Origin of the sequence: Mycobacterium mantenii (genome assembly GCF_001667865.1) — a bacterium.
Lineage (GTDB): Bacteria > Actinomycetota > Actinomycetes > Mycobacteriales > Mycobacteriaceae > Mycobacterium > Mycobacterium mantenii_A.
In genome coordinates, this window is record NZ_LZJP01000121.1 from 1 (window position 1) to 17,407 (window position 17,407).

The 17,407-nt window shown below is 67.6% G+C and carries 2 protein-coding genes; both read right to left on the reverse strand.

The window, feature by feature from the left end; genetic code table 11:
• The coding region (locus tag A5688_RS28370; protein WP_131812455.1) for a non-ribosomal peptide synthetase at positions 1-17,081 on the reverse strand (17,081 nt) is incomplete at its 3' end.
• Complete coding sequence (locus tag A5688_RS23260) at positions 17,065-17,292, reverse strand: MbtH family protein (RefSeq protein ID WP_067828069.1); 228 nt, start codon at positions 17,290-17,292, stop codon at positions 17,065-17,067. The genes A5688_RS28370 and A5688_RS23260, both read right to left, overlap by 17 nt.
• Positions 17,293-17,407: the final 115 nt, after the last annotated feature.

Genomic DNA, 17,407 nt, shown 5'->3' on the forward strand with positions numbered 1-17,407 from the left:
TACTGGACGACCGAGTTGAGAATGATGGTGTCGAACGAGCCCCGCGGCAGCCCCTCGGTGACGTGGGCGGGTTGGGCGAGCAACTGGACCCGATCCCGCCACGGGATCTGCAACTCCTCCAGCGCGCGGGCCAAGTTGTGGACAGCTGCCGCCGACATGTCGGTGCCGACATAGCGCTCACAGTGCGGCGCGATCTGGGACAACAGCAGCCCCGATCCGGCACCGATCTCCAACACCCGGCGCGGCCGCAGCGCCATGATCCGATCGACCGTGGCCGAACGCCACTCCTTCATCTCTTCGAGCGGGATCGGTTCATCGGTGTAGCTGCTGTTCCAGCCCCGGAAATCCATGCCGAACGCCGGCACGTCGACCTCGGCGCCGTACAGCTCGTCGTACATGTGTTGCCACTGTTCGACGACTTCGACGTCCTCGTCGACGGTCGTGGCCTGCTCCACGCTGATGTATGCGACCAAGTTGACGCCCGCATTGCTGTGGTGCACGCTGGCGGCCGCCTGGGTGACCTGCGGGCAGGCCAGCAGCGTGTTCTCGATTTCACCCAGTTCGATGCGCTGTCCACGCAGCTTGATCTGAGTGTCGGCGCGTCCCAGGTAGTCCAGCGTGCCCGCCGATGTCCAGCGGGCCAGGTCCCCGGTGCGATAGATGCGCGTCCCGGCACCCCCGTACGGGTTGGCCACGAACCGTTCGGCGGTCAGTTCCGGCCGGCCGACGTAGCCACGCGCCAGCGCCGGTCCGCTCAGATAGAGCTCGCCGACCACCCCGACGGGCGCCGGGTTCAGCCGCGCGTCCAGCACCAGCGCAGACACCCCCGGGATCGGGGCGCCGATGTTGACCGGCTGCCCCTGAACCAACGGCTCGGTGCAGGTGGCCCAGACCGTCGTCTCGGTGGGACCGTAGGCGTTGAACATCCGCCGGCCCGGCGCCCAGGCGGCCACCAATTCCGCCGGGCAGGCCTCCCCCGCGGTGATCAGCGTGCCCAACCCGTCCAGCCGGGTCCGATCGAGCGACGACAGCACCGTCGGGGTCATGACGGCCGCGCTGACCTGATGGTCATGCAGCAACGCCGTCAACGCCTGTCCGGCGTACTCGTCCGCCGGCGCCACGACCAACGTTGATCCCGAGCCCACCGCCAGCAGTACCTCGAACACCGAGGCGTCGAAGGTCGGCGCGGCCACCATCAACACCCGCGCGTCCGCCCCCAACCCGAACACCGCGCGTTGCGCCGCTGCCAATCCCGGCAGACCGGCGTGGCTGACCGCCACCCCCTTGGGCACGCCGGTGGATCCCGACGTGAAGATCACATACGCGGCGCAGTCCGGGCGCAGGGCCGTGGGCCGGTCGGCGTCGGTGATCGCCTCCGCGGAGCAGCCGGAAAGGTCCAGCCCGTCGATGCGCAGCACCGGACGCGACCCGGCTCCGGCCATCGTGTCGGCGCCACAGGTCAACACACATGCCGCGCCCACCGTCTCCAGCACCGTGGCGATGCGCTCGACCGGATGGGCCCGATCGACCGGTACGTACACGCCGCCGGCCTTGACCACCGCCCACCAGGCCACGACCAGCTCCAGGCAACGATCCATCGCCACGCCCACCGCACGATCGGGACCCACTCCCGTCTCGATCAGCACCCGCGCCAACCGCGTCGACCACGCGTCAAGCTCGCGATACGAGACGCTCCGCGCGCCGTCCAGCACCGCCACCGCGTCCGGGGCGGCGGCCACCGCCGCCGCCAGCAACTCCGGCGCGACCCCGACCGGCGGCTGCAGCTGGGCGCCAGACCAGTCCGACAGCAGCAGATCGCGCTCGTCGCGGTCCAGCAGCGCGACGTCCCCCACCACCACCGACGGATCGGCCACCACGGCCTCGATCACTCGCCCGAGCCAGGTGACCAGTCGTTCGATGGTGGCCCGGTCAAACAAATCCGTGGCATAGGTCGCCATGCCGACGACCATCGGGCCGCCCGAATCCTCGGTGGTCACCTCGGTCAGGTCGAAATCCAGATCGAACTTGGCGGTACGGGTGGACACCCCCAGCGGCTCGATGGTGACCCCGTCGAGCGCCACCTCGGGGCGCACGTTGTTCTGGAAGGCCACGGCCACCTGGAACAGCGGATGATGCGCCGTGGAGCGCACCGGGTTGAGCTGCTCGACCAGTTGCTCGAACGGCACATCCTGGTTGCCGTAAGCATCCAGTGCCCTTTGGCGCACCTGTTCAAGGACGTCGCTGAAGCGCTGCGTGGGGTTGACACCCACCCGCAGGACCCACGTGTTGACGAAGAACCCGACCAGTTCATCGAGCGCCTGATCCAGCCGCCCGGCGATCGGCGTGCCCATCGCCACGTCTTCGCCGACACCGACGCGGTGCAACAACACCGCCATGACCGCCTGCATAACCATCGAGGCCGTCGCATTATGCGCCGCCGCCAGCGCCTTGACCCCCGCCCAAGCCGGCGGTTCGATCCGCACCTCGACCCAATCGCCGCGGTAGCTGGGCACCGGCGGACGGGGCCGATCGGCCGGCAGCGACACCACCTCCGGCAGATCAGCCAGCTGCTCACGCCAGTAGGCCAACTGCCCCGCGATCACACTGTCGGGATCAGACTCCGATCCCAGCCAATCCAGTTGCCACAGCGTGTAATCGACGTACTGCACCGCCAACGGCGCCCAGTCCGGTGCCCGGCCTTGCCGCCGCGCCCGATACGCCTCGGCCACGTCACGGACCATCGGAGCCATCGACCAACCGTCAAAAACGATGTGGTGCAACACGATTCCCACCACATACTGCTCCGGCGCCACCACATAGATCTGCGCACGGATCGGGATCTCGGTCGACAGATCGAACCGATACCCGGCCAGCGCCACCAGCTCGCCGACCACATCCTGTTCGGACAACGACACCACCGCCGCGCCCCCGCGCCGCCACATCCCCGCCTCGGCCGGCAACACCTGCTGCAACGGCACCCCGTTGACGTCGGGAAATACCGTGCGCAGCGATTCGTGGCGGGCGATCACGTCATCGAGCGCCGCATCCAGCGCCTCGGTGTCCAGCGCCCCACTGATCCGGAACGCGATCGGCATGTTGTAGGTCGCAACCCCGCCCTCGAACCGGTCCAGGAACCACAACCGGCTTTGGGCAAACGACAACGGCACCGCAGAGGGCCGCGGGCCGGCCACCAAAGGCTTACGTCGATGCCCGTCTCCACCGATACGCGGCGCCAGCTGGGCGACCGTGGGCGCCTCGAACAAGGTGCGCACCGCAAGCCCGGCATCCAGGCTGGTGTTGACCGCGGCGATCAGGCGCATCGCCAACAGCGAATCCCCACCCAGATCGAAGAACGAGTCGTCGACCCCAACGCGTTCGAGTCCGAGGACCTGGGCGTAGATGCCGGCCAGGATCTCCTCGGTGGGAGTGCCCGGCGCCCGATACCCGCCGGCGGTGTATTCCGGTGCCGGCAGGGCGCGGGCGTCCAGCTTGCCGCTGACCGTCAGCGGCAGCGCGTCGAGCACCACCACCGCCGATGGCACCATGTATGTGGGGAGCCGCTGACCCAACCGGGCCCGAATTTCGGTCGGATCAGCGGCTCCAGTCACATAGCCGACGAGGCGCTTGTCGCCGGCGCGGTCCTCGCGGGCAATCACCACCGCCTGTTCCACCCCATCGAGGGCGGCCAGCGCGGACTGGACCTCACCCAGCTCGATGCGATAGCCGCGGATCTTGACCTGCTCGTCGGCACGGCCCAGATACCGGAGCTGCCCATCGGCACCCCACCGCACCAGATCCCCGGTGCGATACATCCGCGTCCCCGGCTCCCCGAACGGGGATGCCACGAAGCGCGACCCCGTCAACCCGGCGCGGCCCAGATACCCACACGCCACGCCGTGGCCGGCCACGTACAACTCGCCCACGACTCCGGCCGGCACCGGACGCAACCACTGATCCAGCACAAACAACGCGGCTGTCGGGACCGGCGCACCGATCGGCACCGCACCCGAGCCGGCTGCCAACGGGGAACTCATCGACGCGTAAATCGTGGCCTCGGTCGGACCGTAGGCATTGATCACCACTCGCCCCGGCGCCCACCGATCGACGACCTCCGCCGGGCAGGCTTCACCACCGAGTAGCAACGCCGCCGACTCCAAGCCCTGCGGCGAGAGCGCCGCCACCGCTGACGGTGTTTGGGTGAGCACATTGACGTGCTCGGCGACCAGCAGGGCATGGAAGTCGTCCGGCGAGGCCGTCACCGCATCGGGCACCACCACCAGCCGGCCCCCACCCAACAGCGCAGCCCAGATCTCCCATACCGAGAAGTCAAAAGCGAAGGAATGGCACTGCGTCCAAGCCTGCGCCGCCGGCAGATCCGAAGGCGTTGACTCCGCCACGTGGGCCAGGTTGCGGTGGGTGACCGCCACACCCTTCGGGAGGCCGGTGGTGCCCGAGGTGTAGATCAGGTAGGCGACATCGTCGGGGTTCGGCGCCGGCAGCGCCGTGTCCGGGTAGCCGTCGATGCGGGGGTCGTTGACATCGATCACCAGCAGATGGCACCCGTCCAGATGGTCGGCCAGCTTCGCAGTGGTTATCGCGACCATCGGCGCGGCATCGGCCACCATGAACTCCATCCGCGCCGCGGGCAGCACGGGGTCGATCGCCAGGTAAGCCGCACCGGCCTTCAGCACCGCCAGCATCGCCACGATCGCTTGCGCTGAGCGCTCCAGCAACAGCGCGACCACATCGCCGGGGCCCACGCCCTGGCCAATTAACAGATGCGCCAATCGGTTTGCCGCCTCGTCCAGGTCCCGATAGGTCATGGAGTGGCCTTCGAAGGTCACCGCCACGGCCTCCGGCGCGCGCGCCACCTGCGCAGCGAACAACTCCGGTATCGACACCCCGGTTCCGGCCTGGGCCAACGTGGCGCGGTTACCGATCTCGTCGAGGAGGGCGTGCTCAGACGAATCGAGCACGTCCACCGACGAGACCCGCTGAGCCGGATCGTCGGTGATGGCGACCAACACCCGCCGCAACCGCTCGATCAGGAGTTCGATGCTGGCCGCGTCGAACACATCGGTGCGGAACTCCACCGACCCGGAAATCCCGGCGCCGTCACCGGCCTCGGTGAAGCGTTCGGCCAACGAGAACGCCAAATCCATTCGGGCGGTCTGAGTTTCCGCCGGCAGCGGGGTGGCCTGCGCCTCGCCCAAAGTCAAACCGGCAGCGGGATTGCTGCTGTTCCAGGGAAGGTTCTGCCAGGCCAGCATCACCTGAACCAGCGGGTGGTGCGTCAGGCTTCTGGTGGGGTTGAGTCGATCGACCAGCACCTCGAACGGAACGTCTTGGTGCTCGTAGGCGGTCAGGCTGCGCTGGCGCACCTGGGCCAGCAGCTCAGCCACCGTGGGATCTCCGGCCAGGTCGACCCGCAGCACCAAGGTGTTGACGAAGAAGCCCACCAAGTCGTCCAGCGCCGGATCGTCGCGCCCGGCGATCGGGAACCCCACCGCCACATCGAGACTGGCGCTCAGCTCAGACAACAGCACCGCCAGGGCGGCCTGGACGACCATGAAGCTGGTTGCGTTGTGCTCACGGGCGACTCGAACGACCCGCCGCTGCAAGTCGGCCGGCCAGTCCACCGCCACACTGGCGCCGCGGTAGTCGGCCACCGGTGGATAGGGCCGGTCGGTCGGCAACTCGAGCCGCTCGGGCATGCCATCCAGCGCCTGTTGCCAGTAGGCCAGCTGCGCGGCGATGCGGCTGTCGCTGTCGTCGAGGTCGCCCAATTGCGCGCGCTGCCACAGCGTGTAGTCGACATACTGCACCGGCAATGGCGCCCAGTCGGGTTCTTGTCCCGCACACCGGCTGGCATAGGCCACACCCAGATCAGCCACCAACGGCTGCACCGACCAGCCGTCGCCGGCGATATGGTGCACGACGGCCACCAGCACATGCTCGTCCTCAGCGGTGCGGAATAGGGTTGCTCGCAAAGGGATTTCGTTGGCCAGATCGAAACTGTGACGCGCCACCGCGCCCATGGCCTCCTCGAGCCGCGCCGCCGGCCAGTCGGTGACATCCACCACCTGCCAACCGAAATCGGCCCGCTCGACGGGCACCACCAGCTGCTGGGGTACGCCGTCGGGCGCCGGGAACAGTGTGCGCAAGCCCTCCTGGCGGCTCACCACATCGAACAGGGCCGCGCCGAACGCGTCGGCATCGAGCTTGCCGCTCAGCCGCAAGGCAACCGCCATGTTGTAAACCGGTGAGGGTCCGTGCAACTGGTCGAGGAACCACAGCCGCTGCTGGGCGAACGACAGCGGCACCACTGCGGGCCGCTGCTGCGGCGCCAACCGCTCACGCCCGCCCGAGCCCTCGCCGATTCGGGGCGCCAACTGGGCCACCGTGGGGGCTCCGAACAAGGTGCGCACCGCAACGTGGGTGTCCAGGGTGGTGTTGATCGCGGTGATCACCCGCATCGCCGACAGCGAATCCCCGCCCAGGTCGAAGAACGAGTCGTCGACCCCGACCCGTTCGAGGCCGAGGACCTGGGCGTAGATGCCGGCCAGGATCTCCTCGGTGGGAGTCGCGGGGGCCCGATAGTGATCGCTGTCGGTGTATTCCGGCGCCGGGAGGGCGCGGGTGTCCAGCTTGTTGTTGACCGTCAGCGGCAGCGCCTCGAGCACCATCACCGTGGCCGGAACCATGTATGTGGGCAGGCCGTCGGCCAGCCGGCGACGCGCCGTGGCCGGGTCCGCCGTGCCGGTGATGTAGCCCACCAGACGTTTGTCGCCGGGGCGATCCTCGCGGGCGATCACCACCGCCTGATCCACCCCGTCGACCGCGGCCAGGGCTGCTTGGACTTCGCCGAGTTCGATGCGATACCCGCGGATCTTGACCTGCTCGTCCGCGCGTCCCGCATAGACCAGCTGCCCGTCAGCGCCCCAACTGACCAGGTCTCCGGTGCGATACATACGTTTTCCGGGCGCTTCCGCGCCTGCGAACGGACATGCCACAAACCGCGACGCACTCAACCCGGGCCGGCCCAGATACCCGACGCCCACGCCGCGCCCGGCCACATACAACTCACCGACCACCCCGGGGGGCACCGGGCGCAACGATCGATCCAGCACGAACAGCGCCGCACCGGGGACCGGCCCACCGATCGGCGGGGCGCCCGACCCGGCCGCCAGCGGCGCACTGATCGTTACGATCACCGTGGTCTCGGTCGGGCCGTAGGCGTTGACCATGACCCGGCCCGGGGCCCACTGATCCACCACCTCGGCCGAGCAGGCCTCCGCGGCCACCACCAACGCCACCGACTCCAGACCTTCGCGGGCGAGCATCCCCACCGCCGAAGGCGTCTGCAGGAGCATGTTGACCTGTTCGGCGACCAGCAGGTCGTGGAAGTCCGCCGGCGAGCGCACGACCGCCTCGGGCACCACCACCACCCGACCGCCATGGAGCAGCGGAGCCCAGATCTCCCACACCGAGGCGTCGAAGGCCAACGAGTGACAATGCGGCCATACCTTGACCGGCGGCAGCCCGGCATCCAAGGACTCGATGAGCTGGGTGACGTTGCTGTGGGCGACCGCCACGCCTTTGGGCACACCGGTGGTGCCCGAGGTGTAGATGATGTGGGCGAGGTCGTCGGCGGCCGGCGCCGGCAACGCGGTGCCGGGTTGGGTATCGATGCGCGGGTCGCGCACATCGACGACGGCCAAGCCGCACCCATCCAGCCGCGTGCGCAGTTCCGGGGTGGTGACCGCGACCGTGGGCGCGGCGTCGGCCACGATGAAGTGCAGCCGCGTATCCGGCACTGCCGGGTCGATCGGCAGATAGGCCGCGCCCGTCTTCAAGACTGCGAGGATCGCCACGATCGCCTCGGCGGACCGCTCGAACAGCAGCGCCACCCACTGCCCCGGGCCGGCGCCGTGTGCGGCCAACAGATGCGCCAACCGGTTAGCGGCCTCGTCCAGTTCCCGGTAGGTCATCGAGGCGCCGTCGAAGGTCACCGCCACCGCCTCGGGCGTGCGCGCCACCTGTTCGGCGAACAGGACCGGAATCGACGCGCCGATTGCGGACCGGGTCAGCACCGCGCGATTACCGATCTCATCCAGGCGGGCGTGCTCAGGCGCGGCGAGTAGATCCACCGTCAAGAGCCGCCGGTTCGGGTCGGCGGTCATCGCCGCCAGCACGCGCCCCAACCGCTCGATCAGCACCTCGATGCTGGCCGCGTCGAACACGTCGGTGCGGAACTCCACCGAGCCGGAAATCCCGGCGGGCTCGCCGGCCTCGGTGAACCGTTCGGCCAACGAGAACGCCAAATCCATTCGGGCGGTGTGGGTTTCCGCGTCCAGCGGACTGATCCGCACCTCGCCCAAAGCCAACCCGGCCGCGGGATCACTGCTGTCCCAGGCAAGGTTCTGCCAGGCGAACATCACCTGCACCAGCGGGTGATGGGTCAGGCTTCGGGTGGGGTTGAGCCGCTCCACCAACACCTCGAAGGGCACGTCCTGGTGCTCGTAGGCTGCCAGGCTGCGCGCTCGCACCTGGCCCAGCAGCTCTGCGACGGTCAGATCCCCACCCAAATCGACCCGCAAAATCAGGGTGTTGACGAAAAATCCGACCAGGTCGTCGAGCGCCGGATCGCCACGCCCGGCGATCGGGAAGCCCACGGCCACATCGCTATTGCCGCTCAGTTGCGACAAGAGCAAGGCCAGGGCGGCCTGAACCACCATGAAGCTGGTCGCGTTGTGCTCGTCGGCCAGCCGAGCGACCTGCTGCTGCAACTCCGCCGGCCACTCCACCGCCACACTGGCCCCGCGGTGATCGGCCACCGCCGGATAGGGCCGATCGGTCGGCAACTGCAGCCGCTCCGGCATGCCGGCCAGCGCCTGCTCCCAATACGCCAGCTGCGCGGCGATGCGGCTGTCGGAATCGGCCAGATCCCCCAGCTGCTCACGCTGCCACAGCGTGTAATCCACGTACTGCACCGCCAGCGGCGCCCAATCCGGGGCCTGCCCGGCACACCGGCTGGCATAGGCAACTCCGAGATCAGCCACCAGCGGGGCGATCGACCAGCCGTCGGCGGCGATGTGATGCACCACGGCGACCAGCACGTGCTCGTCCTCATCAACGCGGAAAAGTGTTGCGCGCAAGGGGATCTCGGTGGCCAGGTCAAAGGTGTGACGCACTACCGCGCCGATGGCCTCCTGCAACCGGCCCGCCGGCCAGCCGCTGGCGTCAACGACCTGCCAGCCGATGTCGGCCCGCTCGGCGGGCACAACCAGCTGCTGCGGTATCCCGTCGGGCGCGGCGAACACGGTGCGCAGGCTCTCCTGGCGACCCACTACGTCGGCCAGCGCCACCCCCAACGCCTCGGCGTCAAGGCACCCGCTCAGCCGCAACGCCACTGGCATGTTGTAAACCGGTGAAGGGCCCTGCAATTGGTCGATGAACCACAACCGTTGCTGGGCATACGACAGCGGGACCACCGCGGGCCGCTGCTGCGCCACCAATGGCGCGCACTCGCGTGCCCCGGCATGCGCGCCGATCCATTTGGCCAACCCGGCCACGGTGTACGCGTCGAACAACGCCCGGATCGGGACCTCTAGACCTAGTTCGGCCCTCAGTCGCGCGATCAGCCGAGTCGCCGACAAAGAATGCCCACCCAGGTCGAAGAACGACTCATCGATACCGACCCGGGCGACCCCGAGCACCTCGCCGAACAGTGCGGCCAACACCCGTTCCCGATCATCACGCGGCGCGCGATACGCGGCCGCACTGACGAACTCCGGCGCCGGCAAACCGCGGCGATCCAGCTTGCCGTTGACCGTCAGCGGCAGCGATTCCACCACCATGACCGCCGCCGGCACCATGAACTCCGGCAGCCGCTCCGCTGCAAAGCTGCGCAACTCGGCCACGCGCTCGATCGCCGCGGGATCGTTGACATGCCCGGCCAGCGAAGCCACCCCCGCGCCGGGCAGATACAGATCTGACACCACGAGCGGTTCGGCGCTGCGGGTGTAGATGACATCCACCAGCCCCGCCGTCGGCGACCAAGTCACCGCCGTGGCGTAGCCCAACTCGTGCCCCAGCAGCTGGCACTGGTGGGGCAACACCGCATCCGGTGCCGCGATGGCGGCGCGCAACTCGCCGATAGACACTCGATCGCCGGCGTCGGCCAGCGCCAGCGCCAGTGCCACGTCCGGCCAGATCCCGGCGTGCGGCACCCCGGTCACCCGCAGCTCCGGCAGGTTCTGTGACCGCAGATATTCCGCCAGTCCGGCCAGGCTTGCGAACCGCTGCCACGGCTGCGACGACAGCTCGGCCAGCGACCGCACCGCCACCGGCGCCTTATGCAGCACCACCTCGTAGCGATAGCCGCTGAGCTCGTTGACCGCGTGCATCGCCTTGAGTTGCACATCCACCGCGGCGATGTCCGGAAGCAGCTGCGCCAACCCGACGAAGAACTCCGGCGCCAGCAGCAACTCCTGCTCGGCCAGCATCTCGCGGCGCACCCGCTCCCGGACCACGGCGGCCGCGTCGTCGTCGGCGGTATCGGTGCAAACCACGCCGGTCGTAAAGGCCCGCAGCAACGACAAATTGCGCACGTCGCCGATGAACAACGCGCCGCCCGGGGCCAGCAACCGCATCGCCGCGGCGAGCACGTCCAGCAGGTATCCCGCGCTGGGGAAGTACTGGATGACCGAGTTCAGCACCACCACATCGAAGTGGCCTTCGGGCAGCCCGTCGGTGATATCGGCGGGCTGCACCCGCAACCGAACCCGATCCCCCCACGGCTGCGAGGCCACCGCCGCCCCCAGCGTCTGAATCGTCGGGGCGGAAAAGTCGGTGCCCCAATACTCGTCACAGTCCGGAGCCAGGGGCGCCAGCAAAAGCCCCGAGCCCACCCCGATCTCCAGCACGCGCCGCGGGGTCAGGGCCCGGATGCGGTCCACCGCTGCCGCCCGCCATTCCCGCATCTGCTCCAGCGGGATCGGCGCCTCGGTATAGCTGCTGTTCCAGCCCCCGAAATCCTCCCCTAGTTCTGTGGGGGCGCCTTCTGTGAACGTCTCCCCCGAATACAGGCCCTCATACACGCCCTGCCACTGCTCGACCAGCTGCGCTTCCCGCTCGGGCTCCCGGACCAGCATCATCTCCGGATCCAGAACGACGTAGCCCACCAATTGCTTGTCGCTGACGCCCTCGAACGAACCCGACGGAGCGGTGTGCGTAATGACCGCCGCCTGCCCCACCCGGGGATGGGCCGCCAACACCGCTTCGATTTCACCGAGTTCGATGCGGTAGCCCCGGATCTTGACCTGCTCATCGGCGCGGCCCAGGTAAGTCAGCTGTCCATCGGCGCCCCAGCGCACCAGATCCCCGGTGCGATACATCCGTGCCCCCGGGCCGCCGAACGGGCACGCCACAAACCGCGACGCGGTCAGCCCGGCCCGGCGCACATAGCCAACCCCGACCCCGCGGCCGGCCACATACAACTCACCGACCACCCCGGCCGGGGCCGGCCGCAACAAGTTATCGAGTACAAACAACGCCGCACCCGGCACCGGGGAGCCGATCGGCACCGCCCCCGACCCCGGCCGCAAAGGGGCACTGATCGTGGCATACACCGTGGTCTCAGTCGGGCCGTAGCCGTTGATCATCACGCGCCCGGGCGCCCACCGATCCACCGTGTCGGTGGGGCACGCCTCGCCGGCGACCATCAATGCCGCCGACTCCAGACCCTGCCGTGAGAGCATCCCCGCCGCCGAGGGGGTCTGGCTCAACACGCTGACCCGCTCGGCGACCAGCAATGCGTGCAAGTCCTCCGGCGAGCGCGTCACCTCTTCGGGCACCACAACCAGCCGGCCACCATGCAGCAGCGCGCCCCAGATCTCCCACACCGAATAGTCGAAGGACAGCGAGTGGCACTGCGTCCACACCTGGCCGGGCGCCATCTCGATCCCGACATCCAGCGAGTCGAACAACCGGGTCACGTTCTGGTGGGTGACCGCCACTCCCTTCGGAGTGCCCGTGGTACCTGACGTGTAGATGATGTGGGCCAGGTCATCGGCCGCCGGCGGTGGTAATGCGGTGCCGGGTTGGGTGGCGATGCGGGGGTCTTCTACATCGATGACGATCAGATCAGACCCATCGAGCCGGGCACGCAGAACGGCCGTCGTGACCGCGGCGATCGGCGCGGCGTCAGCCATGATGAACCGCATCCGCGCATCCGGCACCATCGGGTCGATCGGCAAATACGCGGCCCCAGCCTTGAGCACCGCCAAGATCGAGACGATCGCCTCGGCCGACCGGGAAAACAGCAGCGCCACAGATTCGCCGGGGCCCACACCCTGACTGGCCAACAGACGCGCCAACCGGTTGGCGGCCTCATCAAGCTCGCGGTAGGTCATCGACCGGCCGTCGAAACTGACCGCCACCGCCTCCGGCGCGCGCGCCACCTGTGCGGCGAACAACGCCGGAATCGACACCGGCGTCACCGATTCGGTCAGCACCGCCCGATGACCCAGCCCGTCAAGGTAGGCGTGCTCATCGGCATCGAGCACATCCACCGACGAGAGCCGCCGTGTCGGCTCTGCGGTCAACGCCCACAACACCCGCCGGAACCGCTCGATCAGGGTGTCGATGGTGCTCGCGTCGAACACATCGGTGCGGTATTCCACCGTCCCCCAGATACCGGCGGGTTCGCCGGCCTCGGTCCAGTGTTCCCTGAGGAAGAACACCAAATCCATTCGCGCAGTTTGGGTATCCGCCCGCAGCGGCGTGACCTGCAGATCACCCAAAGCCAGCCCGGCAGCGGGGTTGGCCACGGGATCGCTGTCGCTGAGTCCGGGGAAGTTCTGCCAGGCGAAGATCACCTGAATCAATGGGTGATGGGTCAGGCTTCGGGTGGGATTGAGCCGATCGACCAACACCTCGAACGGCACATCCTGATGCTCGAAGGCCGCCATGCTGCGCTGCCGCACCTGCGCCAGCAACTCGACGAACGAGGGATCCCCCGCCAAGTCCACCCGCAGCACCAACGTGTTGACGAAGAAGCCCACCAGTTCATCGAGTGCCGGGTCGCGGCGCCCGGCGATCGGGAATCCCACGGCCACATCGGAACTGGCACTGAGCTCGGACAGCAGGACCGACAAGGCGGCCTGAATCACCATGAAGCTGGTCGCGTTGTGCTCGTGGCCCACCCGGGCAACGTGCTGCTGTAGCTCGACAGGCCAGTCCACGATCGCACTGGCGCCGCGGTAGTCGGTGACCGGCGGGTAAGGCCGATCTGTCGGCAACTCGAGCCGCTCGGGCAGGCCGGCCAAAGCCTGCTTCCAGTAGGCCAATTGGGCGGCGATGGGGCTGTCGCTCTCGTCGAGATCACCGAACTGCTCGCGCTGCCACAGCGTGTAATCGACGTACTGCACCGCCAACGGTGCCCACTGGGGGGCCTGACCCGCACACCGGTGGGCGTACGCCTCGCCCACGTCACGGACCATCGGAGCCAGTGACCATCCGTCAAAAGCGATGTGGTGCACCACAATTCCCACCACATACTGCTCGGGCCCCACCGCATAGATCTGCGCACGAATCGGAATCTCGGTCGACAGATCAAACCGGTATCCGGCCAGCGCCACCAGTTGGTCGAACACGTCCCGCTCGGGAACCGAGATGACGGCCGCGCCCCCGCGCCGCCACAGCCCCGCCTCAGCCGGCAAGACCTGCTGCACCGGCACCTCGTCAACCTCGGGAAATACCGTGCGCAGCGATTCGTGGCGGGCGATCACATCATCGAGGGCCGCATCCAGCGCCTCGACATTCAGCGCCCCGTTGATCCGAAACGCGGTCGGCATGTTGTAGGTCGCAACTCCGCCCTCGAACCGGTCCAGGAACCACAGCCGGCTCTGCGCGAACGACAACGGCACAACCGCGGGCCGCTGGCCCGCCACCAATGGCGCCAGCCCACCCGAACCCTCGCCGATACGCGGCGCCAGTTGGGCGATCGTGGGGGTTTCGAACAACGCGCGCACCGCAAGGCCGGCACCCAAAGTGGTGTTGACCGCGGCGATCACCCGCATCGCCAACAGCGAATCCCCGCCCAAGTCGAAGAACGAGTCGTCGACACCGACCCGCTCCAGCCCGAGTACCTGTGCGTAGATGCCGGCCAGGATTTCCTCGGTGGGATTGGCCGGGGCGCGGTACCGGTAAATGTCCTGATATTCCGGTGCCGGCAGGGCCCGTTTGTCGAGTTTGCCGTTGGGTGTCAGCGGCAACGCGTCCAACACCACCACCGCCGCCGGGACCATGTACGACGGCAGCCGCTCGGCCAGCGCACTACCCAGCCCGGCTGGGTCTGCTGTGCCGGTGATATAGCCGACCAGGCGCTTATCACCCGGGCGGTCCTCACGGGCGATCACCGCCGCCTGGTCCACCCCGTCCAGCGCGGCCAGCGCGCTCTGAATCTCACCGAGCTCGACGCGGTGACCGCGAATCTTGACCTGCTCGTCGGCGCGTCCCAGATACCGCAACTGCCCGTCGGGACCCCAATACACCAAATCCCCGGTGCGATACATGCGTGCCCCGGACCCCCCGAACGGGCACGCCACAAACCGCGACGCGGTCAACCCGGACCGCCGCCAATACCCGGTGGCCAGGCCGGCACCGGCCACATACAGCTCACCGATTACACCGGCGGGCAGCGGCCGCAACCATCCGTCCAGCACGAACAATGCCGACCCCGACAGTGGCGAACCTATCGGCGGCGCACCCGTCCCGGCCGCCAGCGGCGCACTGAGCGCCACCCACATCGTGGTCTCGGTCGGGCCGTATTCATTGATCATCACCCGCCCCGGCGCCCACCGATCCACCACATCGGCCGGGCAGGCCTCACCGCCCACCAACAAGGTGACCGACTCCAAAGCCTCGGGCGACAGCATCCCCACCGCCGACGGGGTTTGGCTTAAAACGCTGACCTTTTCGGTGACCAGCAAGGCATGAAAGTCAGCCGGTGAGCTCGCCACCGACTCGGGCACCACCACCAACCGCCCGCCGCGGAGGAGGGCGCCGTAGATCTCCCATCCGGAGATGTCGAAGCTGTAGGAGTGCCATTGCGACCACACCTGTCCCGGTCCCGGCGGCAGGCTGGCGTCCATTGACGCCATCAGCTGGGTGACGTTTTGGTGGGTGATCGCAACACCTTTGGGAACGCCTGTGGTACCCGAGGTATAGATGATGTAGGCGATATCGTCGGCCGCCGGCGCCGGCAACGAAGTGTCCGGGTAGGTGTCGATGCACGGGTCATCGACATCGATGACCCGCAGGCCGGACTCCGTCAGCCGCTCAGCCAACGCGCTGGTGGTCACCGCGGCGACCGGCGCCGCATCAGCCACCATGAAACCGATCCGGGCCGCCGGCAAAGCCGGGTCGATCGGCAGATAGGCCGCCCCGGTCTTCAGCACCGCGAGAATCGCCACGATCGCCTCGGCGCAACGGGGAAACAGCAGCGCAACACACTGCCCCGGCCCGGCGCCCTGATCGGCCAGCAGGTGCGCCAACCGGTTCGCGGCGTCCTCAACCTCGCGATAGGTCCACGAATGCTCGCCGGACACCAGCGCCACCGCCTTGGGCGCGCGGGCCACCTGCGCGGCAAACAACACCGGAACCGACGCCGAAGTGGGTGGCGGTGCTTTCAACACCGCGCGGTTACCCCACCCGTCCAGGCTGGCGTGCTCACCGGGATCCAGCACATCCACCGACGAGAGCCGTCGCCCCGGATCGGCGGCCATCGCCACCAATATCCGCTGCAACCGTCGGGCCAAATTGGCGACATCGATACTCGAAAACAGCTGCCCAGCACCCGCCGTGCCGAGATAGAGCTGTTCACCGTCTCCGGAGAAGATCAAGCCAAAGCCGCCCCTGGGGCCAATATTGGTGTAGGACGCCGATGCCGGCACACCACCGAAGGACAGCGTGAAACTAGACGGGAGGAAATTGACGCTCACCCTATCGGCCGGCCCCGCCAGGCCGCGGGCATTGATTTTGCGCTCGAGGGCCTGCACCGGAAACCTCTGATGCTGCAACGCTTCCCGAATTCGCATATCAACATGGGCACAGAAACCGGCAACCGTCGATTCCGGCGAAACCCTCAGCACCAACGGCACAACCCCGGCGACCATCCCGGGAAGCGTCTTCAACTCCGGACCCACTCGCCTGCTGACCGGGAAGTCGAGTACCACCTCCGAGTCCCCAGAACACCACCCGCGCACCAGAAGTGCGCACGCCGCGGTGAGGACCGATGAGCGCGGAACGTTCCACGTTCGGGACAACTCGTAAACTCGGCGAAGCACCACGGCGTCCAGCCGAACCGGCGCGGAAAAACAATACGCATCATGCTCGTCCGCGGCCTGGGGCAACCGGTATTGCGATCCATTCTCCGCCGGAACGTTCTTGGTCCAATAAGCCTGATCGTCGAGATAGTCGTTGGACGCTTCGTATTCCGACTCGAAGTCAACCAAGTCCTGTAACGAGCCGAATATGGAAGGAGGGATGGGTGCCCCGGAAACAATTGCGGAGTAGACGGATGCAATTCGTTGGCCAACCAGCGCAATGCCGGATCCGTCTACGACTATGTGGTGACCGCACGCGAACAAGATGAATTCATCGGGCCGCGTCCGAAACAGCGCAAACTTGAACAGCGGGCCGGTGAACGGCATTGGCGTGCGCTGGATCGATGACGCTAGTTCATGGGCTTCCTGCTCGGGATTCGCGGAGCGGCTCAGGTCAAAGAAGGCCAGCTCGACCTCCGGGTAATCGACCGCCCTCTGTAATACCTGGCCATCCACCGCGAAGATGCCGGCCCTGCACGCCTCGGCCTCCTGGACCGCCCGGCTGATCGCCCACTGGAGGGCATCACGCTCTACGGTGCCCTCGATTTTCACAAACAGGCCGAGCTGCCACTCCGTACCGGACTGACCCGTTTCCTGCGAAAGCCAAATGTCTAGCTGACCGCGCGTCAGCGGATGTGCCCGGTCGTCGGGATCCGTCGGCGGCCCGCACGGTTCACATATCAGAACCACGGCCTGCCAGCCTCTCGCGCAGACTCTTCGGCCGGATGTCGGGCCAGTTCTGTTCGATGTACTCCAGGCACGCAGCGCGATCCGCTTCGCCGTAAACCGTTTGCCAGCCGGCCGGAATATCGGCGAAGGCCGGCCAGAGGCTGTGTTGCTCTTCGTCGTTGATCAAGACGAAGAAACTGCCATTGTCGTCGTCGAACGGATTGGTACTCATCAGTCCTCCAAATCCTCGATTTGGCACGTGGCGAACAGTTCGGTGCACTAGCTGTTTGCGGCCACGAGCTCTAGGCCTTTGTCCCCCGGCAATCGTTTTGACCGGGCACTGATCG